General features: G+C 57.1%; 21 protein-coding genes. 13 read left to right on the forward strand and 8 right to left on the reverse strand.

The features are described 5' to 3' along the window. The gene (locus tag DM826_RS07625) at nt 1-2,232 is read left to right on the forward strand and encodes a DUF7527 domain-containing protein (RefSeq protein ID WP_120102810.1); all 2,232 of its coding nucleotides are present in this window, start codon (nt 1-3) and stop codon (nt 2,230-2,232) included. Between the two features lie 104 nt (nt 2,233-2,336). Here the strand turns inward: DM826_RS07625 and DM826_RS07630 are convergent, their stop codons facing one another. After that, entirely contained in the window at nt 2,337-2,642 is a 306-nt protein-coding gene (locus DM826_RS07630) for a hypothetical protein (protein WP_120083464.1), read from the reverse strand. 227 nt (nt 2,643-2,869) lie between these two features. On the opposite strand from DM826_RS07630, the gene DM826_RS07635 reads away from it, so the two are divergent. The 3 genes from DM826_RS07635 (at nt 2,870) to DM826_RS07645 (ending at nt 6,200) form a co-directional block, all read left to right on the forward strand. Then, complete coding sequence (locus DM826_RS07635) at nt 2,870-4,216, forward strand: adenylosuccinate synthase (protein ID WP_120102811.1); 1,347 nt, start codon at nt 2,870-2,872, stop codon at nt 4,214-4,216. An 80-nt stretch (nt 4,217-4,296) separates the two neighbouring features. Beyond that, a complete protein-coding gene (purD, locus tag DM826_RS07640) occupies nt 4,297-5,583 on the forward strand; it encodes a phosphoribosylamine--glycine ligase (protein WP_120102812.1) in 1,287 nt (428 codons plus the stop codon). A 50-nt stretch (nt 5,584-5,633) separates the two neighbouring features. Next, nucleotides 5,634-6,200: an acyltransferase gene (locus DM826_RS07645; RefSeq protein ID WP_120102813.1), complete on the forward strand. Its 567-nt coding sequence runs from the start codon at nt 5,634-5,636 to the stop codon at nt 6,198-6,200. Nucleotides 6,201-6,208: 8 nt separating this feature from the next. On the opposite strand, the gene DM826_RS07650 is transcribed toward DM826_RS07645, so the two are convergent. Together DM826_RS07650 and DM826_RS07655 are read right to left on the reverse strand one after the other, a co-directional pair. Further along, nucleotides 6,209-7,432, reverse strand: coding sequence for a potassium transporter TrkA (locus DM826_RS07650; RefSeq protein ID WP_120102814.1), 1,224 nt, complete (start codon nt 7,430-7,432; stop codon nt 6,209-6,211). Next, complete coding sequence (locus DM826_RS07655; protein WP_120102815.1) at nt 7,429-8,661, reverse strand: potassium channel family protein; 1,233 nt, start codon at nt 8,659-8,661, stop codon at nt 7,429-7,431. The genes DM826_RS07650 and DM826_RS07655 overlap by 4 nt, the downstream gene beginning before the upstream one ends. A 130-nt stretch (nt 8,662-8,791) precedes the next feature. Between DM826_RS07655 and DM826_RS07660 the strand changes: the two genes are divergently transcribed. Next, nucleotides 8,792-9,946, forward strand: a complete 1,155-nt coding sequence (locus DM826_RS07660; protein WP_120102816.1) for an NAD-binding protein — start codon at nt 8,792-8,794, stop codon at nt 9,944-9,946. Nucleotides 9,947-10,022: 76 nt separating this feature from the next. On the opposite strand, the gene DM826_RS07665 is transcribed toward DM826_RS07660, so the two are convergent. Next, nucleotides 10,023-10,808, reverse strand: coding sequence for a mechanosensitive ion channel domain-containing protein (locus DM826_RS07665; protein WP_120102817.1), 786 nt, complete (start codon nt 10,806-10,808; stop codon nt 10,023-10,025). A 5-nt stretch (nt 10,809-10,813) separates the two neighbouring features. After that, the gene (gene dacZ / locus DM826_RS07670; protein ID WP_120102818.1) at nt 10,814-11,620 is read right to left on the reverse strand and encodes a diadenylate cyclase DacZ; all 807 of its coding nucleotides are present in this window, start codon (nt 11,618-11,620) and stop codon (nt 10,814-10,816) included. A gap of 171 nt (nt 11,621-11,791) precedes the next feature. Here dacZ and DM826_RS07675 point away from each other — a divergent pair, with 171 nt between their 5' ends. Then, complete coding sequence (locus DM826_RS07675) at nt 11,792-13,114, forward strand: MFS transporter (protein ID WP_120102819.1); 1,323 nt, start codon at nt 11,792-11,794, stop codon at nt 13,112-13,114. 54 nt (nt 13,115-13,168) lie between these two features. Next, entirely contained in the window at nt 13,169-13,909 is a 741-nt protein-coding gene (locus tag DM826_RS07680; protein WP_120102820.1) for an FAD-binding protein, read from the forward strand. A gap of 841 nt (nt 13,910-14,750) precedes the next feature. Here the strand turns inward: DM826_RS07680 and DM826_RS07695 are convergent. Together DM826_RS07695 and DM826_RS07700 are read right to left on the reverse strand one after the other, a co-directional pair. Next, nucleotides 14,751-15,608 (reverse strand): M48 family metallopeptidase, encoded by an 858-nt coding sequence (locus DM826_RS07695; RefSeq protein WP_120102823.1) that lies wholly within the window; start codon nt 15,606-15,608, stop codon nt 14,751-14,753. Nucleotides 15,609-15,797: 189 nt separating this feature from the next. Further along, nucleotides 15,798-16,124 (reverse strand): HalOD1 output domain-containing protein, encoded by a 327-nt coding sequence (locus DM826_RS07700; RefSeq protein WP_120102824.1) that lies wholly within the window; start codon nt 16,122-16,124, stop codon nt 15,798-15,800. A gap of 255 nt (nt 16,125-16,379) precedes the next feature. On the opposite strand from DM826_RS07700, the gene DM826_RS07705 reads away from it, so the two are divergent. Next, complete coding sequence (locus DM826_RS07705; protein WP_120102825.1) at nt 16,380-16,832, forward strand: zinc ribbon domain-containing protein; 453 nt, start codon at nt 16,380-16,382, stop codon at nt 16,830-16,832. A 2-nt stretch (nt 16,833-16,834) separates the two neighbouring features. Next, nucleotides 16,835-17,443: a TetR/AcrR family transcriptional regulator gene (locus DM826_RS07710; RefSeq protein ID WP_120102826.1), complete on the forward strand. Its 609-nt coding sequence runs from the start codon at nt 16,835-16,837 to the stop codon at nt 17,441-17,443. Between the two features lie 108 nt (nt 17,444-17,551). Here DM826_RS07710 and DM826_RS07715 read toward each other — a convergent pair whose 3' ends face one another. Then, entirely contained in the window at nt 17,552-18,688 is a 1,137-nt protein-coding gene (locus DM826_RS07715) for a mechanosensitive ion channel family protein (protein ID WP_120102827.1), read from the reverse strand. Between the two features lie 168 nt (nt 18,689-18,856). Between DM826_RS07715 and DM826_RS07720 the strand changes: the two genes are divergently transcribed. From DM826_RS07720 to DM826_RS07735, 4 genes are all read left to right on the forward strand, one after another. After that, nucleotides 18,857-20,062, forward strand: a complete 1,206-nt coding sequence (locus DM826_RS07720; RefSeq protein WP_120102828.1) for an AI-2E family transporter — start codon at nt 18,857-18,859, stop codon at nt 20,060-20,062. A 158-nt stretch (nt 20,063-20,220) separates the two neighbouring features. Beyond that, nucleotides 20,221-20,955 carry a CBS domain-containing protein gene (locus DM826_RS07725; protein WP_120102829.1) on the forward strand — a complete coding sequence of 245 codons (735 nt, stop codon included), beginning with the start codon at nt 20,221-20,223 and terminating at the stop codon, nt 20,953-20,955. A 117-nt stretch (nt 20,956-21,072) separates the two neighbouring features. Then, nucleotides 21,073-21,684, forward strand: a complete 612-nt coding sequence (locus DM826_RS07730) for a TetR/AcrR family transcriptional regulator (protein WP_120102830.1) — start codon at nt 21,073-21,075, stop codon at nt 21,682-21,684. Between the two features lie 601 nt (nt 21,685-22,285). Next, the gene (locus DM826_RS07735) at nt 22,286-24,769 is read left to right on the forward strand and encodes an efflux RND transporter permease subunit (RefSeq protein WP_120102831.1); all 2,484 of its coding nucleotides are present in this window, start codon (nt 22,286-22,288) and stop codon (nt 24,767-24,769) included. Nucleotides 24,770-25,336 lie beyond the last annotated feature (567 nt).

A 25,336-nucleotide genomic window follows, 5' to 3' on the forward strand; every position in this document is an offset into this window, starting at 1 on the left:
ATGGATAGCGACATAGTTACCGCAGTGACCGACTGGGAGACCGTTCCGGTCGACGCGGGGTATGCGGGCCTCCATGCCCTCGCCGACGCGGAGTTCTCCGGGGCGGTCAACGCCGATGACGCCTGGGGGTTCATGCTTAACGGCCGGCTGGTCGGGATCCGCGATGGCTCACTCGGGGCCTTCGACGGGGCAGCCCAGACCGCCTACGAGGCGCCAACGCCTGCGCTTCCGTTGCTGTATACGATGCAGACACAGGACAACGAGAAGCAGGCGGAGTATTACACCAACGAGACGGCGATCGCCGAGGCCGATTCAACCCTCTCAGGTGGCAACTTCACCGGCTATATTGAGCTCTCCGAGAACGTCCTGTCAGGGGATTATTACATTGTCTACTACGGTGGCCGCTCGATGAGCGTCGCCTTCGTCGGCAACAGTCGCCGCCTCCTAACCGACGAGGAAGCCTTCGACCGCGCCAACGACGAGGTCGGGATCTACGATGTGTACGCCGCCGACATCGACGTGATCGATCTGCCAGAGCGTGACACACCGGCAACGACAACCGAAGACGAACAGACTGATGTCGGAGCCACCAGCGACGGCTCCGCACCCGCGACCGACACGTCAGCACCGACGACCGACGAGGCCGACGCCGATGCCGAACCCTCGACGAGTGATCGTCGCCGGGAAGCGATCGACATCCCGCAGGCAGGGTCGGCTGACGACAGTCCAGCAAGCGACGACACCGCGGTAGACGATGCTGGCGCGGAGCCGACGACCGCGGCCGATACCAGCGAGGATGGGGCGGAACCGACCGTCGCGGCTGACACCGACGACGAGGAGACAGCCACCACAGAAGCGTCCGAACCACCCGAAGGCATCGATCCGACCGGCGCGACAGCGGCCAGCGACGACACCCACGACACGGATCACTCAAGCGTCGACGGTAGTGGATCGGGGGTTGACAGCGGGACATCGACCGAACCCACGTCGACAGCCGACACCGGATCGACTACTGATGCCAGATCGACAGCCGACACCACCACACCAGCTGATACCGGATCAGCAGGCACCACCACGACAGATCCCGAACCCTTCGAAGAGGAAGCTGCCTGGCGGAACACGACAACGATCCCGTCGCTTGATCCCAGCGACGACGACACAGCCGACAACGGGAGTGGAGGCCGCGCCGACAGTGCTAGGCGGAGCGGCGGCGGTGGCCAACAGACAGTCACCCGGTCGGACGACCGCGTCTCACGCAAGCAGCTCCAACAGCGACTCCAGAAAGCCGAGGAGGTAATGGAGAAGGCCGAAGAAAAACACAGGCAGTTGGCCGCCGAACGCGACGACGCCCGCGAAGAACTCGCTGTCGCCGAAGAGCGAATCGACGAACTCGAAGCTGATCTGGCGGCCGCCAAAGAGCGCATCGAAGAGCTCGAAGCGCAACTCGAGGCTGCTGAGTCAGCCGGCGGAACCGACGCGGCCGGTGGCACATCCACGACAGCACCGAGCCACACGATGGATACCGCCAGCGCGCTTGCGGGAACCAACCTGTTTGTCCGCTATGATTCGAAGGGTGAAGCGACGCTTGCCGACGCCCACGACGGCGAGGCATCGAAAGAGGATGTGGCAGCGAATATCCGACTCGACACCCACACGACGTTCGACACCGAGGGGCTGGAAGTTGATGGCACCCCCTTCGAAGCGTTCCTCGCCGAGCGGATCGAGGTCGCCTTCGCGGAGTGGTTGGTGACCGATCTGCTGTTCGAACTGCGGGCGACAGGGGGAACAACCGCGCTCAGCGCGGTCGCTGATACGATCCCGGAGATCGATCGGGTCGAGCTGCACGGGACGATTGAGCTTGGCACCGACGAAGACGACGAGCCGATCGAACGCGAATTTGACTGTGTCGTTCGCGATAAGCGCGGCAAGCCGCTGTGTGTCGCCAACTTTGATAGCTCAAAGGAACCGGTCGGGGCGGAGTTGATTGAGGGACTAATCCGTGATGGCAACGCCCTCCGCGAGCGCAACGACAGCTTCGCCGCCAGCTTTGCGGTGACGAGCAGCTACTTCACCGAAGACGCCTACGAGATGGCCGACGACGCGACCGGCAGCGGCCTGTTCAGCCGCAGCGGCGGCAAAAGCTTCGTCAACATCTCCCGCAAACAGGGTTTCCACCTCTGTCTTGTCGACCGAATCAAAGGCGGGTTCGAACTCCAGAAACCTGAACTGTAGTTGACCCGGCAGTGGCTCACAGACTGTAGTTGACCCGGCAGTGGCTCACAGACGGCGCAAAACAGAACGGAACAAGACAGCGCGCAACAACCAATCGAAGCGCGTTAGTTTTCGATCTCGGCGGTGTCGTCGATGCGCATCGTCCGCAGCTTGTCGACGATGGAGTCGATCTTGTTGTCGAGGTCGTCGACGAACTCCTCGGTGTGGTCGGTCTGAATCGCGCCCTGGCTGGATGGCTCGATGAGGTTTTCCTCTTCGAGGACGCGCAGGGAGTACCGAACCTTGTGGTGGGGGTAGCCGGTTTCGTTGGACATCTTGACGATGCCGATGGGCTCGTTTTCGATGACCATCCGGAGCACTTGGAGGTGCCGTTCAAGCATGTCGACTTCTTTTTCGAGTCGGTCAATCATGACATGTGCTAACTTGTCTTGGCGTGATTTAAGTGTTGCTGTCGGCTGGGAAAAAGGCTCGTGCTGATGGCTGGTTGTGCGAGTAGTTAACACTTCGGGTCGGTACGCTGACAGCAATCGGTCGACACCACAGCCACGGGCTTCGACCGGTGGTTGCGTCATGGTCTGTCCGCGCGAGGCGCTGTACCGTAATCTGTTTACCCGGTGGTTGGAAACCCACAGTCGTTATGACCGTAACTATCGTCGGCTCCCAGCTGGGCGATGAGGGCAAGGGCGCGCTCGTCGACATCTGGGGAGGCGACGCCGATGTCGTCGTCCGGTATCAGGGCGGCGACAACGCCGGCCACACTGTTGTCCAAGATGGGACGGAGTACAAACTCTCCTTGGTTCCCAGCGGGGCGATCCGCGGGAAAGTCGGCGTGTTGGGCAACGGCTGTGTCGTCAATCCCGAGACGCTGTTTGACGAACTTGATACCCTCCGCGACCAAGGGCTTGAACCGGATGTGCGACTCGCCCGCCGGGCGCACGTCATCCTCCCGTATCACCGCGTCCTCGACGGCATCGAGGAAGAGGCGAAAAGCGACGATGATCTCGCAGCCGGCACCACCGGTCGCGGGATCGGCCCAACCTACGAGGATAAGGCGGGTCGCCGCGGGATCCGCGTCGGCGACCTCCTCGATCCCGACGTGCTGCGCGACCGCCTCGAATACGCGGTGCCCCAGAAACGCGCGCTCGCCGAGGAGATCTACGGGCTCGACGTCGAGAACTCCGAGCATGCCGACGCCTTCGATATCGACCATCTCTTTGCAACCTATCGGGAGTACGGCGAGCGGCTCAAATCGGAATCGATGACCGTCAACGCCGGCGAGTTCCTCAGCGACAAACACACCAGCGACGACGAACTGCTCTTCGAGGGTGCCCAGGGCACCTCCATCGACATCGACCACGGGATCTACCCCTACGTCACCTCCTCAAATCCAACCGCCGGCGGTGCGGCCGTCGGCACCGGTGTCGCCCCGACAGTCATCGGCCAAGGCGAGGTCGTCGGCATCGTGAAGGCCTACCTCTCTCGGGTCGGCACCGGCCCGCTGCCGACGGAACTCGATGGCACCGACAGCGAGGAGGAACTGGCGGACTTCATCCGCGAGAAAGGCGGCGAGTTCGGCACCGTAACGGGCCGACCACGACGGATCGGCTGGCTCGATATGCCGATGTTGCGGCACGCTGCCCGCGCCAACGGCTTCACCGGCATCGCCGTCAACCACATCGACGTGCTGGCCGGACTTGATGAAATTAATGTCGGCCACGCCTACGAGCGTGAGGGCGAGGAACTGCTGACGATGCCGGCGACGACCGAACGGTGGGGCGAGTGTGAACCCGTGCTCAAATCCTTCGAGCCGTGGGACGAGGTTGACTGGGCCGCCGTCGCCGAGGAGGGCTACGACGCGATACCCGCGAATGCCCGCGAGTACCTCGACTACATCAGCGACGAGATGTCGACGCCGATCTACGCGGTCGGCATCGGCCCCGGGCGCGACGAGACAGTCGTCCTCGACAACCCCTTCGAGCAGTAAGCCGGCGGAACTCGCCGGTGGCTGTTGTCTGCTGAGCGGACAAAGTAACACTTACACGCGGCCCGCGGTCTTTCTCGGATATGAGTGAAACCGTGCTGTTAGTTGGCGGTGGCGGCCGCGAACACGCGATCGCCCGCGCGTTGGCTCCTGACTGTTCGTTGTACGCTGTTGCCGGCAACCGCAACCCTGGCATCACCGAACTCGCCGATGGGTTCGAACAGATCGACGGCACCGACGCCGAGGCGATCCGCGAGTACGCCGAAGAGATCGATGCGACACTCGCCATCGTCGGCCCGGAAGCCGGCTTGCAGGCCGGTGCCGCCGACGAACTCGACGCGGCGGGGATCTACACCTTTGGCCCACAGGCTGAGGAAGCCAGAATTGAAACCGACAAAGCGTTCCAGCGGCGGTTCATGCAGGACAACAACATCCCGGGCTGTCCGGTCTTCGAGACGTTCGACGACATGGACGCCGCCTGCGAGTTCATCGACGACTACGACGGCGATCTGGCCGTCAAACCGGTTGGCCTGACCGGCGGCAAGGGCGTCAAGGTCATCGGCGATCAGGTGACCAGCGAGGAGGCCAAAGCCTATCTGCAGGAGTCAGACTACGAGGGGGTCGTCCTCGAAGAGCGGTTGATCGGCGAGGAGTTCACGATCCAAGCCTTCGTCGCTGACGGCGATCTGCGAACAGCGCCCGCCGTGCAGGATCACAAACGCGCCTACGAGGGCGACGAAGGCCCCAATACGGGCGGCATGGGCAGTTACAGCGACACCGGCTTCCAACTTCCATTCATGCAGGACGGCGACTATGAGGCCGCCGTCGACATCATGGAGCAGACGGTCGCGGCGATGCCCGACTACAAGGGCGTGCTGTACGGCCAGTTCATGTTGACCACGGAGGGCCCGAAAGTCGTCGAGTTCAACGCCCGCTTCGGCGACCCCGAGGCGATGAACACGCTGCCGATCCTCGACACGCCGTTCCTCGACGTACTGACCGCTGCCCGCGACGGCGACGACCTCCCAGAACTCGACTTCTCGGGCGAAGCGACGGTCTGTAAGTACGCGGTCCCTGACGGCTACCCAACTGATCCTGACGCCGGCGCAAAGATCGAGGTCAACGAGGAGACGGTCGGCGACGGACTCCTGTTCTACGCCAGCGTCGACGCCCGCGAGGACGGACTGTACACGACGACCTCCCGTTCCTTTGCGGTCGTCGGCCGCGCTGACTCCATCGCCGCCGCCGAGGAAATCGCCGAGGACGCACTGGCGGCCGCCGGTGAGGGATTTCACATCCGCCACGATATCGGCAAGGCCGACCTCGTCCAACAGCGGATTGACCACATGAGCGAGTTGCGCGGCGAGTAATCGCAGGGGCACACTCGATGTTTTTGTAGCCACCGCCCGAAGGGCAAGCCGTGCCGACAGCCGACACCGACGACAGCGACGACGTGCGCCGCCATGATCGCCTCCAGCGACGGCCGACCGCCGGCCCGCACAACTCGCTGTGGGGGTGGGCGTCGATCCGATCGCCGTGGCGGGTTGTCCGCAACTACCTCGTCGTCTGGCTGATCCGCATCTCACCGAGCCTGCGGCTGAAAAACTGGCTGCTGCGGCGGTTGGGCGCGAGCGTTGGCACCGGCGTTTCGTGGGGGCTTGAGGCGACCCCAGATGTGTTCTGGCCGGAGCGCATATCCGTTGGCGACCACGCGATCATCGGCTACGACGCGACGCTGCTCTGTCACGAGTTTTTACAGGACGAATATCGGCTTGGTGAGATCGTGATCGGCGAAGAGGCGATGATCGGCGCGGGCGCGACAGTGCTGCCGGGCGTCAAGATCGGCGACGGCGCGCAGGTCGCGGCCAACTCGCTGGTGACACGTGATGTCCCGGCCGGCGCGACCGTCGCCGGCGTGCCGGCGGAGCCGATTGATCACGGCGAAGCTACCCACACCGGTGACGATGCGGGTGACGCTGAGTCCTGATCAGCGTGCTACGATGTCGCTGCGTCGTCTGTTTCGGTTGCTGACTCCGCAGCGGCAACCGCTTTCGCTCGGTCTTCCAGCCCTCGCAGGACGTCCGGGCGGCCGAGGACATAGATCGTTTCCGCAACCGCAAAGCCACGATCCCGATCCGGGAGGGCTGTTAGCTTCCCGCCGTCGGGGCGGATCGCCACGACCGTCGCTGTCAACGCGCGTGGCGTCAACCCAACAAGTTCGCTGTCAGCCTCGATGGTAACCGTTCCCATCGTCTCGTCGACACCGCGCAGCAGGGTCGCAAACTCGCGGTCGGCCTGCGGTTCGGCGGGCATCGTCACCAGCCGATAGCCGGCGGTCGGTGACAACAGCGTCTCGTCGCCGTCATCGACGACCAGGGTTACCGTGTCGCCGGCGACGCCGCGGAGTTCGCCGGTTGTTAGTCGTTCCGGCGTCTCGCCGGTCGTCCAGACCTGTACGGTATCGCCCGGCGAAGCGTTGTTCGGCGGGTCGGCACGGATCGCCACGGCGACGCTGCCGGGCGCGATCGTCGCGCCGATGCCCGCCGCCCGCGAACCGACGGCGAGATACTCAACGGTTCCCTCGGCCGTGAGATCGATATCAACGTAGCCGACCGCGTAATCTTCCTTCAGTCGCTCGATCAGCCGACTCCGGAGTTCCTCGACAGTGAGCCGCCGCGGGAACAGCAGCGTCTTGTCGGCGAGTTCGGCTTTGGTCTCATCCGTGACGGGATCGTAGCTCTCCATGTCGTCGATCTCATCCGGGAGGGTGATCGTGGTCACCCGGCCGGCCGAGCGGACGACCGTCCCGACCTCGCCTTCGAACTCTCGGAGTCCGGCCAGCGAGAACAGATTGCTACTGACCGCATCGCCGAGTCGGCGGCCGACCGGCGCGGCCACCGCCGCGATGCTGAGCGCGACGACATTGAAGAAGACGACGCCAGGCTCAAAGAGGTCAACGGAGATGTCGCTGACGGCGACACCCAACGAGGTCGTGTTGATGTACAAAGCGACAACCGAGACGCCGACAAAGGCGACAACCCCCTCCGGGACGGTCTGTTTGAAATACCAGCGGTAGGCGACCGCAAGGCCACCAGCGGCGAGCAACGACAGCAGCGCGTAGATGATGAGGTTGATCAGGGCCGCGGTTGGTGACTCGAAGGTAACTGGCGATGGCGGGCCAGTCGTGAACGCATCGACCAGCGAATCGGTGGCGGTCATGTTGCGGCCTCCGCAAACCGCGTCAGCGACTCGCTCGTCCCGATGACATACAGTGTATCTCCCGCCGACAACGGCTGGTCGCCTCGGGGGGCAACTTGCCATTTCTCGTGGTTGGCCGCGAGAACCAACACATCGTAGCTGTCCCGGACACCCACCTCGCCGATGGTATGCTCATCAAGTGGGCCGCCGCCGGCGACAGTCACTTTCTTGAACTGGATGCCGGAGCGACGCAGCAGCGACACCAACTCGAACTCCCGGCGCGTCCCCCGCGAACGGACGACGACCTGTGGATCGGTCGCCGACAACAACGTCGTCGCGTCTGACCGGGAGACAGCGACGGTAATGCGGCCCTCGCCGCCGGTCGTCGTCGCGGCCGCGGGCAGCGGTACCGGCGGCTCCTCGCCACCATCAGTCGCGAGCGTGTCGTCGGCTGGCGGTGGCGAGGAATCAGTCGTCGTCGGTGCTCCCGATCGGGCGGCGATCACCGTTCCGGTCACCGTCGTCTCGGAGGTGACGATCCGTACCGACTCGCCGCGAGCGATGCCGGACGGCACCAACGCCGAAAGCGAGACGGCCCGCTTGCCAGCGGGGACGCGCCGTGAGGTGCTGCCCATCGGCGGCGCGGCAGCAACGCGGGCGCGGGCGGCTTCGTCCAAGGAGACAGTCACGTCGGCGAGATCGAACTCCGACTGCAGGCGATCGGCAAACCGACTTTCCAACTCGGCGATCGGCAGGTCGGCCGGAAACGTCCATTCGCCGTCGCCGATCTCCTGGCGAAGCGCCGCGGGCAGCGGTGGGTAGCCCTCGATGTCGCTGACCTCGCCCAACACGGTGAGTCGCACCTGATTTCGCCCGCCGACGAGTTCGATCACGTCCGTGTTCAGCGTTCGGTCGCGGAGCGATTTGATCGTGAGCCGTTTCGGGGCTGACGCGCCGAGTTTGTCGCCCTGGGCGTGGGCGTACAACGCGAGCATCAACACGACCACGATGGCGGTGAGGATCGAGGCGGCGTTCTCCGAGGAACGGATCGTCGGATCGTTGAGTGCGAGCAGCCCGCCGTTGATGCCGGCGATCGCCAAAGCGAGGACGACGACACCGAGTCCGGGGATCGACACATCGGTGACGTACTTAAACAGGAAGCCGAGCACCCCGGAGACTAACGCGGGGATGATCCCGGTTAGCACGCCGAGATAGACGCCCAGGAGGATATCAAACGGAAGCGCGGTCATTGGCGTGGTATGCAGGCGGATTCGGTTAAATCGTTCTCTTCAGCGGGTTTCGGCGCAGGCGGCGACCCCTGTCTTCGGGGGCGGTGACGATCCGGGGTGTATTAGTAGTCAGCCACCAGAGGCCACTCCGATGACGTGGACACGGGAGTGGGTGAGCGTCAGAGCGTCGATCCTGCTGACGTTCGCCGTCGCCATCCTGTCGATCATCGTTGGCCTCGTGCATATCACGACCGGCGGCGTCGACAGCGAACTCGCCGCGGTCGTGCCGACAGCGGTGCGACGAACGGTCGGCTTCACCGGGACGCTGACCGGGTTTACGATGCTCGGCAGCGCGTATGCCCTGAAAAGCCGCTTTCGGATCGGCTGGTATGCGACAGTGGTGTTGCTCCCGATCACGGCGATCCAAGGGCTGTTGCAGGTATCGACATTTTCGCTGCCGTTGGTCGGACTATCACTCATCTCTGTGCCGGCATTACTCCTCAATCGCTCGCGGTTCGATCGCTCGTTTTCGCCGTCGCCAACGCAGTTGGCCGCCGGTGTGGCCCTCGTCACAGCGATCTCCTATGGAACGTTTGGTTCCTACGCGCTCCGCGATGAGTTCAGCGGGTTGACGACGCTGACCGACGCGTTCTACTATACGATTGTCACCGCCAGTACCGTCGGCTACGGCGACGTGACCGCTGCCTCCGAGCTCGGCAAGCTGTTTTCGATCTCGGTGCTGCTGATCAACGTCGCCGCCTTCGCGGTCGCCCTCGGTGTCCTGTTGACGCCCGCGATCGAAGCCCAACTCTCGAAAGCACTCGGACGCATGACAGACAGCCAGTTCAACCTCCTCGACGATCACGTGATCCTCCTCGGCTATGGGGATCTGACCGAACCGATTATCGAAAATCTCGGCGACGAGACCCAGTTTGCTGTCGTCACGACAGACGAAGCCGCGGCCCGGCGGCTCGCAGAGCGCGATATCGCCGTGTTGACCGCCGAACCGAGCGATGAGGCCCCGCTACAGCAGGTCAGAATCAGCGACGCCCGGGCGGCGATCGCCGCCACCGAAAACGACGCCCAAGACGCCTTAGCGATCCTCACCGCCAAACAGCTCAGCGACGACCTGACTGTCCTCGCGGCCGCGATGCAGCGAGAAAACGTCGCCAAACTCCGCCACGCCGGGGCCGACCGCGTCATCAGCCCCGCCGAGATCGGTGGCCGACTGCTGGCGAACTCCGCGATCGGGAAACGCGACGCTGAGGAAGCCTCCAACCAGCTGCTCGGCGAGGACAGCGACTAGTCACCGTGGTGGTGTGCTGACACGGATAGGGAAACCGACGACGATAGCGACACCGCTGACACAGCGAGCGACGGGATTACTGGATCCGAACGATCCCGTCTCGAAGCACCGTTCGATTCGGAACGATATGTTCCTCGCCGTCCGTGTCGATGCGGGTGACAAAGAGGTCGATCTCTTGGACGATCCCCTGTTGGCCGGCGACAGCAACCTCGTCGCCGATGCTGTAGGGTTCCGTGAGGAGGAGATAGACGCCGACCGCACCGGAGGCCAGCAGTTCTTGGGTCGCAATCGCGGTGAAGACGATGAGGGCTAACGCATAGGCACCCAACAGCACGATCAACGCATTCGTGGCGACGCCGATCTGCCCGAGGGCGATCAGGGTCGCGACGAACAAGACGCTGTAGCGGGCAGTCGCCGGAATGACGCCGATCTCGGGGAGTTTGATCCCCCGAAGCCGTTCGGAGACCAACACCTCGATCTTATCGCCGATGATGATCCCGACGACGAGGATGAGCAGCGCGGTCGCAAGCTGCGGGAGGAAAACCGCCGCCGCCCGCAAAAAGAGGTCAGCAAACTGAATATTGGTAAAGGTACCGGCGATAAACACCGAGAGGACGATCACGAAGTAGCCCGCCAGCTTGGTGATGAGGCCGACTGTCGAGGTGCCGTATTCGCCGGCCGCGCGCTCGACGGCTGTGCCCTCGACAGCGTCGTCGATGCCGAGGCGATGGAGCAGTCGCCGACCCATGAGCATCGTCAGATACCCAAGGATGATGCCCAGCAGGACGATCCCGGCGGCAACCCACAGGCGTGTGGAGATGGCCGCGAGCCAGTCGGGAAGCGCAACTTGGAGTACCGACACGTCGATCAGTGCTCCTCTGGATCAAGTTCGAGTATGAGTTCGCCGCCTTTGAACGCTCTGACCAGCCCATCGGATTCCGACAGCACGATCGCCGTCGCGTTGGTGTCGCGGGTGATCGCACCGCCGGCCATGTGGCGCGCGCCGAGGCCTTTCGGGATGTCGATGCCCTCCGCGCTCGGTTCGAGATAGCGGTAAGCGGAGACGATCTTGCCGGAATCGGAGATGACGAACGCGCCGTCGAGTCGGGAAAACTCCTTGAGCATCACGTTGACGATGGGATCGCCGACGTGGACGTGGGATTTCTCAAAGGGGTTGTAGCTCAGCGGGCGGGATTTGTTCATTACCTTGCCCGCGTCGCCGACGACGAAGAGCGCGCCGACCGGGCTGCCCTTCTGGCCTTTCCGGCCGAGTTCGAGGGCAACATCGAACACGTCGCGGATGACGTTCGGGTCGGCCCGTGAGTTCGTAAAGAGGTCGTAGAGTCCCGAGCGCAGGTCTTCGCTGACCCGCACCCGGACAGCCGAATCGGCGTCGTCGGCGAAGATCGAGCCGAAGCAGGCGATCGTGTTGCCTTCCTCAACGAGATCGTTGTCCATCGCGCCCTCGATGCCGAATCGGATCCGATCTTTGATGTTGGTGAACTCGATCGGGAGTTCGACGAAGGTCTCGGCCTCGACGGTGTTTTCGCCGGCGACGACAACGACGTTGTCGGTGTCCGCAAACCGCTCGTAGAACGCCCCGTTGGGCGAAAAGAGGAACACACTGTCGATATCTGCCATGATGTCCGCAAGAACGTCATCAAAGGAGCCCATTGGCGTATATATGTTGGCTGGATTCTTAAAGCTGTACTGGAAGTGTCAGACGCGCGGCTGACACACGCGGGCCCGGAGCGAAGCCCAGAGGCGAATGAAAAGCGCATTCAACGACCGCCGCCAACTAGGAAGTGTCGTGACCACTCAGCGGTTTGCCATCGGAGGTGACCGATGAACGCCAACGATCGGGCGATCACCGGCTTTGCGATGGCCGGCCACGCGATGGTACACACCTACGAGTTGGCGGTGCCGATTTTGCTGACCGTCTGGCTCGTGGAGTTTTCGGTTACGTCGGCGACGCTGGGGACTGTCGTCGCCGTCGGCTACGGGCTGTTCGGCGTCGGCGCGCTGCCCGGTGGTGTGTTGGTCGATCTGTTTGGCTCCCGGCGGCTCATCGTCGCCTGTCTGTTCGGGATGGGCTCGGCGTTCGTCCTGCTGGGGCTGCTGCCCGGCGTCGCCGGCATCGCGGTCGCGCTGGCCGTGTGGGGCCTCGCTGCCAGCGTCTACCATCCAGCGGGATTGACGCTGATTAGCAAGGGAGCCGACGAGCGCGGGGCGGCCTTCGCCTACCACGGGATGGCCGCCAACGTCGGCATCGCCGGCGGACCGTTTCTCACCGCGCTGCTGTTAGTCGTCGTCGAGTGGCGGCTTGCGGTTGTGCTGTTGGCCATCCCGGCGTTCATCGCCGGAGCCGTCGGCCTGACCGTCGAGTTCGACGAAACCGCCGCCATCAACGGCGACACAACGGCAAGCGACGATGATAGCGGCAAGCGCGCTGGCGACGAACGCGCTGGCGAGAAGGCCAGAGACGACGCGAGCGACACCGCCACCGCGCCCGAGGTCGACTCGCTGGCAGCGTTTGTGACCGCCTCCCGGGGGTTGTTCACCGCGGGCTTTCTGACCGTCTTCGTGCTCGTGTTGTTCAACGGGCTGTATTATCGGGGGATGGTAACGTTCCTGCCGGAGGTGTTGAGCGACGTGCTTGATCCGTTGCTGGCGGTCGATCCGGCGGCCGCCATCGGCCCGGTTGCCGACAGCCCGGCGGCCAGCGAGTTCGATCTCTCCCAATACCTGTATGCCGGCCTGCTGGCGGTCGGCGTCGCCGGGCAGTACGTCGGCGGACGGCTGACCGACGCCATCGAGCCCGAGCGCGGGCTGGCGGTAATGTTGACACTGCTCGTCGTCATCGCGCTACTCTTCGTTCCCGCCTCGGGGTCGTTGCCGACGTTGATGGCGATCAGCACCGCGCTTGGCTTTGCGCTGTTCGGGCTTCAGCCGCTGAGTCAGGCGACGATTGCGAAGTATTCGCCGCCGGCCTATCGCGGACTGTCGTTCGGCTTTACGTATCTCGCCATTTTCGGGATCGGCGCGCTTGGGGCGTCGCTGGCGGGGGCCGCGCTCACCTACGGCTCGCAGACGACGCTGTTCGTGATGTTGGCTGGCTTTGAGGCGATTGCGCTGGGATTGGCGGTGTGGTTGATCGTTCGGGCGTAGCGGCATACCGTGAGCGAGGAGTATAACACAACACTCCCGTAACGTACGGCCATCATGACACCCGAACTCGGCTGCGATGTGTTGATCATCGGTGGCGGCCCCGCAGGCCTGGCAGCCGGGCTGTTCACCGCCCGCGCCGACCTGGACACGCTGCTTCTCAACGACGGCGATCCGATCCTCCGGCGAAACGCCCACCTTGAGAACTACCCCGGCTTCCCGGCGGGCGTCAACAGCCACCGCCTGCTGGAACTCATGGGCGAGCAGGCCGACCGCGCCGGCTGTGACCGCCGGGAGGGCCGCGTCGTCGACCTTCGGGAGTCAGCCGACGGCTTCATCGCCGAAACCGCCGAGGGCCGCACGCTCGCCGCGCGGTTCGTCGTCGCCGCGACGAAGAACACGGTCGATTTTCTCACTGGGATCGACGGCGTTGAGATCCTCGACCGCGGGAAGGCGTTCGTCGACACCGACGACCGCGGCCGGACGGGCGTGGCGGGCCTCTACGCCGCCGGGCGGCTGGCCGCCCAGCCGCATCAGGCGATCATCGTCGCCGGCCACGGCGCAACCGTCGGCGTGACGCTGATCGAGGATTCGGATGTCGATTTCTATCACGACTGGGTGACGCCCGAGGGCTACTTCACCGACCGTGGGCGTGAACTCCCGCCTGGGTGTGAGGAGATCGATAAAGCGGAACGGGAATCGCGAGAGGCGGAATCGGTGGCTACGATGCAGGAGCGGTTCGCCGAGCCCCATCCTGAGGAGCCGCAGCAGCATCCGAGTGTGCGCGACGACGAGTAACCTTGTCTGTATCCGCTACGTGGCCACCGGCCAGCACATAATACAAATTATTTGAGAGGAATGGACTGCTGCATACAGAGCGTTTATACAGCACCAATTGTACCATGTGAACGCATACCAAAGATTTTAATATTATAATCACGAAAGATAATGAAGGAAGTGATATGTATGCACAAACCAACTTCGCTAGACCGGCGGGAAAGGGCAAGTGAGAATCAACAATACGCACCATCAGCAGTTAGACACTCAATATGTGCGCTTGCTAGCTTAGGAGGCGTCACAATGTTAATTCTTGTTTTTATCACCCTACTATTTAGGCTCACACAGCAGTTCGGGATGTTCTCAACCACCGTTCTTGTGTTTGGTTTGACTACACTGTGGGTGCTGGTCTGGATTTCACTCGAATCGCTGTGGGAGTGGCGTGCTGGTCGTCTCTTCTGATTGGTGTGTTATGTTTTGTTTGTGATAGGGGCTGGGTGAGAGATCGCCTAAACGCAGTGGACAACACCTGTTGCCGTGTCTTGGTATATTTTTATCAGCGTAATTCACAGATTCCCTCCAACAAGTGTATAGAGATAGAGATGTGTTGGCGGAACAGTCAGGTATACGTTTGATACGTGATAAAGAGCGCAATAGCGAGACATACGACACCGAGTCCACGAATGAGCCACGTCCACTGGTCGGGGAGCGAGTCGTGCTTGTCTGTGCCGTAGTCACCACGACGTCGACGGGTCGGGCTAACGAATACGGACAGTCGGAGTGCTGTTTGTGGGGCGACAATCAACACAACGCCGAGTAAGGCGCCGAGAACGACTGCGAGGAGTTCACGGACCCCAGACATCTACGAACGGAGTCGCTGGATGCGCTTTTCCATCGGGGGGTGGGTGGAGACGATTTGTTGGAGGAAGCCACGGTCAGAGCTGGAGATACAGAGTGCGCTCACCTGCTGATCAACGTTCGCGTCGCGGGAGCGCTGACTCCCCCGCCCGCGGCCGCGCTGGGCACGTCCAGTCGACTGTTGGGCCTGCTGGTTACCCTGATGAATTTTCTCAAGCGCGCGAGCGAGTGGTTCGCCCTGCCCGATGACATCTCTGGCGTCGGCGTCGGCGACGTATTCGCGGTACCGGGAAATCGCGAGCACGAAGATCATCACGACGAACTGGACGATGTTCCCGACGACGACCGCGAGGAAGAAATCCGCGAGGTCGTTCTCGCCAGTGAACAAAACGATGTACTGCGCAACGATAGCGACGATTGATGCGATGCCTTGACCGAGTTGCATCGTGATGACGTCGCGATTGTCGATATGGGCGAGTTCGTGGGCAATGACGCCTTCGAGCTCGCTTCGGTCAAGCAGTTGAATGAGTTCCTGAGAGATGACCACGGTTCCGTTTCCACGGCGACCGACCGCGAACGCATTCGGAACGCCCATACTGGCGATTTTCAACGACGGTGTCTTCATGCCCTTCTCTCGACAGACGCGTTCAACGAACTGATGAATCTCTGCGTATTGGGTCTCAGGCAGGTCTTCGGCCCCGACGCTCCGTAACGCGGCCCACTTGCCGACTTTATACTGGATTCCGATCAAGAGGATGCTGCCGACGATAGCAATCGGGAGGATGCCCTCGCCGAACGCGACCATCGCTGCGGCGACGGCCACGAGGTAGAATCCCGCGAGAAGTGCACCGACGACGGCCATCCGTATTTTAAGTCCAAAATGTCGCATGTGTGTTATGTTGTAGAGGTGGTCTCGAGAGTACACTCAGTTTCGACGCTGGCTGGTTTATCAACCCGATTTAGTCTCCGGGTGACGATTGTTCGATCGAGTCCGGCCGTCAATTCTGGATGAGTTCCGCTGTTCGCGGTGAGTCGTTGCATATGTATGTGATTAGTCAATTGCGTTACGTTCACGGTCAGCGAGGCTGACCGAGAGCTGCCCGTCACTGTGAACAGAGACGACACACTCGGAGAGAACGAACTTGACCACTCCAGTCGATGGCGTCGACGATCCGTCAGCTCCGCCGAACAGTTGACTGAGCGCGAACGCATGCGTCCGATCGTAGCGGGAGGCGACTGCCGAACGGGCATCGCCGGTAACGGTCGACACGGCGTCGGTGACGGCTTCGTAGAGGGGTGTTTCATTGCCCCAGCGAGCCAGGTAGCGGCCGTGCCACGATGCTGTCAATTCGTCAGCGGGCCGGGATTCATAGGTCATTGTGTATTCGGGCGCTTCGGGTTGCGCCACAACACTTACTGAACGTTCGGTAAGTATCAATCTTTCCCTTCATCTCACGTGAAAGTAGGTCGCCTCAAACCTGACAATATTCTCAGCCACAATTCTCTATCTGCTGGATTTACGGCTTAAAACTAGTTTACTCGGATATATAGTGTGCATCTCATCGTGCCTCTGTCAATAGCCTTTTCCAGTTAGACGAAGGTTTTAACACCTACCGAACGTTTAGTCAATAGTATGGGACGAGTCTCGCTCAGCAACAATCCACTACTCGCTGCGCTTCTGGGAACAGTGGTCACCGGACTTGGCCACTTCTACCTCCGGCGCTGGCAGAGAGCGCTTGGATGGCTAGGACTCACCGTTGCTGCTTCAGTTCTGTTTGTCCCCGAGTCAACGATATCCGCCCTTAGTTCGGGTACGCTAACCGATCCATTCTCGATTCTCCCGATGATCCTGATTAGTGCCGCTAGTGTCCTTGACGCGTATCTCATCGCGAAAGTTAGAAGACAACCCGATAGATTCCAAGCAAACAATACTGTCGGGTCAACAGGGGCTGATGAATCTCCCGCCTGTCCTGCCTGCGGAAAGCCGGTCGATCCCGATCTCGGATTCTGCCACTGGTGTACAACCGAATTCAACGTTGTCGACGTCTCCAAACTGGAACGAATCGACGAGAACCAATCGGACTGACTATGGCTTCTGATTCACCCAAACAGCACTGGAGCACCGCCGAAGAAGAGATTATGGAAGCCACCTATCGAGCACTACTCAAGCACGGTTACGCCGACCTGTCGATCTCACGAATCGCCGACGAACTCGATAAATCGAAGGCTGCTATCTACTACCACTACGACACGAAAGACGACCTTCTGGTCGCGTTTCTCGAGTTCGCCGTCGATAGATTCGAAGAGACGATCGAGACAGAGACAGGCGACGAACCGCCAGAGGATCTCGAGCACGTCATTGAGAAGCTCCTCCCGCTTCAGCCCGACGAGGAGCAACGACAGCTCCAAGCGGTGCTAGTCGGTCTCCGTTCCCAAGCCGTGACGAACGAAGTATTTCGCGAGCAATTCACGCAGATCGATGAACGACTGGCAGCCACCGTCCGGAGCATCGTCGAATGCGGCATCGACGACGACACTTTCCGTGATGTCGACCCGTCGCGGGTCGCGGAGCATATCCTAGCGACGGTCAACGGCGCGATGTACGGTCGCGTGACGACAGACCGCAAAAGCGCCGCGGCGGCAGCACGCGTCTCGCTGGCCTCGTACATCGACTCGGAACTGAGGTGCCGGTCGTGACTCAAGCGGGGAGATAGGGTGATAAATATCAGTCGTGCGGACGCGATCGCCGAGGCACAAACTCCACTCGAAGGAAATCGGTGATTGAGGAAGGGACACTGCTCCCGCTCACTCGGATCGATCTGTCGATGAGGTCGGCGGGTGTGAATCCGGCTCAGGTTGGCCGCTCAACTCGTCGTCAACGACTCGAAAGCCACCAGTCTCTTTCCTCCCCATAAGTTCACGTTGCGGGAACGGAATCTTGATTCCCTCGCGTCGGAACGCGGCCTTGACATTGTGGATGACTACTTGGGTAGCTCGCCATTTCCGTTGTGGGGTCGGTTTGTCGATCCAGAATCGCAGTTCGAGTATCACGGCCGAATCGTCGAACCGAACCGGGAGTACCTGCGGGGCGGGCTGACTCATGATCTCCTCAAGTTCCGTGAGTGCCTCCAGAGCGACAGCTTCGGCATGGTCGGGATCAACGTCGTAATCGATCCCGACTTCCACCCGGAGCCGAAGTTTCCCTTCGATGCTGCGATTGATGATGGTTCGATTGTTCACGGCTTCGTTCGGGAGCACGACGTGTTCACCGTCGAGATTACGGAGGCGGACGTTGTTGATGGTGATCTCGGTGATGAATCCTTCGTGATCGCCGATTCGGACCCAGTCTCCGATGGCGAAGGGCCGCGAAAGCATGAGAATAAACCCTGCAAGAATTGAGCCCAGAGTCTCTTGGGCCGCGAATCCTAAGACGATGCCTAAGACTCCGGCTCCTAGTAACAAATCACCAAGTTGAACACCCCATAGAGACAGCAAAGCAAAAACGGCGACAATGTAGATGGCTACCTGACTGATATAGAAGCTGACTCGACGCTGGTGTTCTGAAGTGATACGGTTTGTTGAACTGTTGGCACCTAGGAGTAGGCGTTTTAGAATACGAGTGAGAGTGTAGGCTGCGACGGCCATTATTATAGTCAGCAAGATTCTGATACCCACACCGATTCCAAATTCAAAGACTCCAACAATGGACAGAGCCGTTTCAGTGGCACCCCATTGGGTCAGGAGTACACCTGCAACCACCGCTGTCAATAGCAATATGAGTGCTGAACGGATTACCTCGGCATTAGCAGTTTGAACACGTGTTTTTAGACGGTTCCCAAGAACCCAAATCACGATACCGGTGGCTGCAGCACCACCAATGAGAATGAACGTATCAATAGTATCTGTGGTAAGCTGAAGAAGTGTGAGTAATAAAGAACCCATCAATTAGTGAAGCAATATCTGCGTGTTTATATATGTACTACAAGCACCCTATTAATGAAATTTGTTTGACTATTCTAGCTATTGCTTTATTACAAAGAGTCTCAACAACCTCAAGTTGGTAATTTGTTATCAATATACCTTTGCCATAGGATGGCAGTAATTAGACGAATGAAGTACGACGCAGAACTACGACGACGAACACTCTTTGCACTCGGAGGGTTGGGATTGCTAATCGCCGTCGGCTTTATTTTGGTTCAATTTCAGGCGACGCTTGTATTCACAGTGTTTCTCTATTACGCAAGCCGTCCGATCTATCATAAATTAGAGAAGCTCTCGCTTCCTCCACAACTCCAGGGTCGTCATCTCCCGTATCGCCGCCAGGTGCTTGCTGTCACTACAATTGCTGTTTTTCTACTGCCATTTCTCTTTTTGCTCAGCTATACGCTTGTATTGCTGGTACCAGAGATCCAGCGTCTTCTTGGTGGGAGCGGTCCCGGTGCAGCCTATCTCTCTGCATTTCAGTCAGCACAGGGCAGTGGGCTCCCAGCACCGCTTGTAGGATTAGATCTCAGTGATATATTGACGATGGATCCGGATGAGGTCACCGCAATCCTCAACGATTCTGCAGTGCAAGTATGGGCAGAACGAACCGCTGACACTCTCATTGACTCAATAGGACTCATTGCAAATGCTGCGCTCCACGGGTTTATTATCCTCGCCGGAACGTATTATCTTCTCACCGATGGGGCGCGTTTGACAACGTGGTTTCTCGAAAACTTTGATGAATCAGGCATAGTTGAGCCATACGCTGTGTCCGTTGACCGTGAACTGTCTTCTATTCTCTTTGGCAATATCCTGAATGCGTTTCTGACAGGAATTATCGGGATTATCGTGTTCTCAGGCTATAACCTCCTCGCGCCAGGAGCCGTTGACGTGCCGTTTGCGCCCCTTGTCGGCGCACTCACAGGAGCAGGGAGTTTGATTCCTGTTGTCGGGATGAAGATTGTCTATATCCCTGTGGGAGCGTTCCTCGCGGTCACGGCTGCCGCTAGTGGCCAAGGAAGTGCTTTCGGCTTTGTGATCCTGTTCGTTGTTTTGGCCTTCGTGGTCGTCGACACAATACCGGACTTCCTGATTCGTCCGTATGTGAGCGGCAATCGGACGCATGTTGGGCTGCTAATGTTTGCATATATTCTCGGCCCAATCGCGTTTGGCTTCTATGGTATTTTTCTTGGCCCAATACTGCTCGTCCTCTTCGCACAGTTTTTCAGAAGTATTGCCCCATATGTTCTTTCTGGAGAGACAAGCGAACAACAGACTACACTCAAAACGTACGAAGGGACAACAGGAGGCGAGTCGACGACAAACAAATAGTGTCAGGATTTGCGACGATGTGAAAACAGGTTCCATTCTGTCGGCCAATCTGTCACCGCCATTTCGATTCAAAATAGGCTGATTTCGGATATCGTCTGCAGGCGGGCCGTGGTGTAAGGAAACACATAGTTGCCTGCATACTAACCCTACGACCATTGATGTATACGATTGCAGACTTGCCAGTCGACAACAAGCTTCAGACCGTCGAATATGATCTTGAGCTTGAATCAGCACTCCGCATGATGTTTGAGAACGGCTACACACAGGTTGGCGTTGAACGTGATGGTGAACTGGCTGGGATTGTCACTTACAGATCGGTTGTCCGAACATTACTGTCGTTCAATCAACTGGATGTTGGTCACAAGACGCTTGATAACATTTCAGTTGGAGCAGCAGTTGAAGATGCGCACACGATCAGCGAGGATGAGAACGTACTCGCTGTATTTGATTCACTTGCGGAGTATACCTATATTGTAATCAATCGCGAGGAAGAGTGGCGTATTCTGACTGACTATGACCTCCTGACTCGATTGAAACAGATGCTCGAACCGTTTTTATTGATTGAATCGATTGAGATGCAGTTGCGTGAAATATTTAGACAGGTGTTTGGCGATTCACTGTCTGAACAACTGGCTGAAACGTTTAATGAGGAACATCCACTACCAACACCAGCATCTGTCGAACATTGTAGCTACGCGCACTATGCCCAGTTCATCTCCATTCATTGGGCTGAATTTGAACCCCTATTTGATGATCAACAGGACGTAATCCGTGAGTTAGTGCTTGAAATTGGTGATATGCGAAATCAGCTCTTTCATTTTCGAATTGAGGGCTCAGATGAATTTGATCGGGATTTACTCCGCTTTGGCCAGTCGTACTTCTCCTCAGTGTAGGCTCAAACGAAGTCATAGCCAGCGTCAATACTCACAAACACAAATCAATTGTTGCTATCTGGTAGAATAAATAGACAGTGTATAGTAGCTGGGGAGCAATAAACAAGTTGGGTAAATATGGCTAATGGCACTAATTTCTTCAGCAATACATCTGGCACGCGCGAAGAAATACTAGAATCCACATTTCATGCATTATGTGAGCATGGATATGCTGGGCTTACGATTTCCAAGATTGGAGACCATTTCGATAAAAGTCAGTCTCTCATCTATCACCACTATGACAATAAAGATGACTTACTTCTAGATCTGCTTGAATATATACTGGAAGAACTCGAATCACAGGTTCCTCTATCAACACAATCACCAAAAGAATATATCAATGAAATCGTTGAGCAAATATTTGGAGACACAGATAGCTCAAATGCGCAATTTTCAAAGGCAGTGTTGGAGTTACGAGCACAAACAGCCCACAATGAGGAATATCGAGAGTTGTTTAAACGAAGTGATGAGTTTGTTCGCAAGCAAATAGCACTGGTCATCCAAGAAGGCAGTGAGCAAGGAGTATTTGATGTGAACCAGCCGAAGCAGGCCGCTGCACTTTTTCAGACAGTTATTGTAGGGATCCAAGGTCAACGAACGACAGATGATCAAAATATGATTGGAAGCACAAAAGCTGAATTTCAGCGATATGTTGATCAATGTCTTCTATCTTCAGCAGAAAGAAAATAGTACAGTTAGCACGATCTGTGTGTCTGTAATCACTTCTAAGGCAGATATCCACATTGTCTGATTATAGATTTCTTTGATTCGTTCCAGAGTGATAGACAATTTTTGCACCACGAACGGTGATTTGCTGGATACACATCGAGAGACTTCTTCTTTGATGCTGATGGTTCTCCGCATAAGGGGCCAGTATCAAATGGGATATGGAGTCTGATTCCACCTTTTGGTGATACATAAACCGTGTTAATGTATTTCTCTACCCCTACGACCGCTTCTTGAGCCACCATACCCGATGAACGGTCTTGGTAGATATACAGTTGTTGATTGAACATTCAATCTATTTATTAACTATGTTTATTCACTAACACAGTCAGACTTGGTTTGGCTGGCACGAGCTGATTATGATAGTTGAGAAGTCAATACGTGTCTTAAAATAGCCTGAATCGACCATATCTGCCGTCCAGTGATTGAATGCGAGTTGAAGAAGCCACTACCAAGACAAGCCTTTGCTACTGAGCAATTCGGAACCCATATATGACTGAATATTCATTCAACTATAACGCGAACAAGCTGATCTGAAAAATCAACTTCAATTTGAATTTGAAAGATGAATGTCGAATATCAAAAATACATAGATGTAATCGATAGATGGATTGTGAATAGAAGCAAGACAGTCATACTTGCTTTTCTTGTTCTCACACTCATCCTCTCTGCTGGTTTGGGAATGACTGCAACTGATTCAGGAACATCGCAATTTACCGAGGGGGTTCCTGCTCAGGAAGCTTTTGACGATGTCAACGATAACTTTGAACAGCAACCATTCACTGAGGGGACTGGAACTACGACACTCATACAGCAAGAACAGAATGTGCTTGCAAAACAGTCGCTTGTGTCAATGCTGAAAGCACAACACCGGCTTGAACAGCGTCCATCTCAACATGTCGCTGGTACTAACAGTTTTGCTCAAATTGTTGCCCAGACCTTAGATTCGGAAGCGACTACCACAGAAGCTCAAATACGAACTCTCGAAGGAGCGGGCCGCTCTGAGGTCAAGCAGACTACACGGGAAATACTTGAGCAACAACCGTCGACGGCAGGCCTTTTGAGCAATGATCTGAACAGAAAAGATCCCTCAGCATCTGCAACGTTAGCCACGGTCACTCACCAAGTCGAAGGGTTGTCTAGTGGTAGTAGTGCTGGCACACAGGGGACATCGCCACTGACACCGATACAACAAGAAGCAGAGTTTGTCGTCGGTTCAGTTGGAAGCGATATCACTGTATTCGGTAGTGGACTCATCTCAGCAGAACTGAGTAGCGTTATTTCAGATTCGCTCATATTGGTTATACCTGCCGCAACACTTCTCATATTCATTTTCCTCGTCATTGCGTACCGAGACCCATTTGACCTGCTAGTCGGGCTGATCTGTATCGGGATGACCATGGTATGGACGTTTGGGTTCATGGGGTGGGCTAATATCCCATTCACACAGATGCTAATTACGGTACCACCGCTCTTGCTTGCGATTGGTATTGACTTCGGTATCCACGCGGTCAATCGATATCGTGAGGAACGTGTTGAGGGAATTAATCCAACCGAGTCAATGGAAACTGCGACTGATCAGCTGCTACCTGCATTCTTCATCGTAACAGGAACAACTGTACTTGGGTTCGCTGCAAATTTGGTCAGCGATCTTGGGCCGATTCGGGATCTTGGGCTCGTTGCTGGTATTGGTATAATTTTCACCTTCTTGATTTTCGGTATTTTTCTACCCGCTCTGAAGCTATTTGTTGATACGAAGAGAGAGAAATACAATCTCCCATCATTCAGCATCGCACCGCTTGGATCAGAAGATTCCTCGACGGGCAAGGTGCTATCGGTCGGGGTTACAATCGCACGCCGTGGGCCATATGTCTTCTTTGCTTTGATCTTGATTTCGACAGCAGTTATGGGTGCATATGGAACTGGTATCGATACACGGTTTACCACCGAGGATTTCCTGCCACCTGAGGAGAGTCCAGACTACGTAGATAATCTCCCCGACGCTATCGCACCAAGTGAGTACACAGTCACGAAAAACATCAATTTCTTAGAAGATAAATTCGAAAGCAGTGACAGTGATACCGTTACAGTGTTTATAAAGGGAGAATTACAACGAGATTCTCGGTTGGAAGAGTTATATCGGATAAATAGTGATCCACCGGATTCGTTTGTGGAAAGTGGTAGTAGAGCTGATGCAACAAGCATACTCAGTGTTATCAACCAGTACAAACGTACTTCTCCTGAGTTTGCAGCTCTAGTCAATAGAAACGATATTAATGACAATGGAGTTCCGGATAAAAATCTCGGGAGGATCTACAAGGAACTGTTCAGTTCCTCCTATGCAGATCGCGCCGGATCATATATCACAGAGGACTATTCAAGCACTCGAATTGTCTACTCCGTAAAATCGGACGCAAGCCAAGAAGAAGTGACTGCAGACACGCAAATGGTTGCAGATCGGATGAGAATGTCAGCTACAGCAACTGGAAGTGTCGTAGTGACAAAAGCTGTCTCGGATGTTATTGCTGAGTCGGCATACATTAGCTTAGCTCTTGCAATCCTTGCGTCAGCTGTATTCCTCTTGATTGCGTATTGGATTCTTGAACAACGGCCAGGACTTGGTATTGCAAATCTGGTTCCGATTCTGCTAACAATAGCGGCTCTTGCGGCGACAATGCGGTACCTCGATATCCCGTTCAATGTGCTTACTGGAACGACACTGTCCATTGGGATTGGTTTAGGAATCGATTATTCTGCTCACCTTGTCCACCGCTTTTCGGAGGAGTATCGTGGATCTGTTGAGTTGTATGATGCACTTGCTGTAAGCGTTAGAGGAACTGGTGGTGCGTTAGCCGGAAGTATGCTCACAACGACATCTGGAACGGGCGTATTAGTACTAGCAATTGTTCCAATTCTCGGGCAATTTGGGCTGCTTATTGCACTCAGCGTCCTGTATTCGTTCGTTGCCTCTGTCTTGACGCTTCCTACCACACTCGTGATGTGGAAGCGCGGCGGAGACCACCTGAAAAAATACCGTATAATTTCCTAATTATTGTTTTGTTGATATTATTCTCATTGGGCGCACTTCTCAATACCAGATACGCGCGTTCTATTCAGCAGTTGGCGAAGCAACCCATACAGTAGTTGATAGACAGCCGACTGACCGATACAGAGGTTGTACCTTGCATGGTTCTAGAGAGGTACAGTATATTTAACAGATAGAACTGACATAGAAATTATAATTTTACGGTTGATTCCCATAGAAATCATAAGATAAAAAATATGAGCTTGAATGGCATTGTTTAGCTCTGTTGTTGATCTTCGCTGATGTACTGGAACTGAACGTAAAGCACTTCTATAGCTAAACTGGTATTTTAATTGTATATGAGCTTTTGAATGAAACAGCGTGCATCTAATTTGGTGGGATCAAAACGAAAATATAGAGATATGGGCAAGCCATTTATAACTACGGACGGCATCAACGCAGTCGTCACAGAGTTCCTGCTCCATGGTCGTGTGTGTTCCGTCCCGATTGTGAACGCGCAGAGTTCGTCTAATCCCACTTCTCCGGGAGCACGCTTCACAGCCTGCAGGAGAATCGTCAGTTAATAACAGC

The sequence above is a fragment of the Halonotius aquaticus genome (assembly GCF_003605575.1).
GTDB classification, from domain to species: domain Archaea; phylum Halobacteriota; class Halobacteria; order Halobacteriales; family Haloferacaceae; genus Halonotius; species Halonotius aquaticus.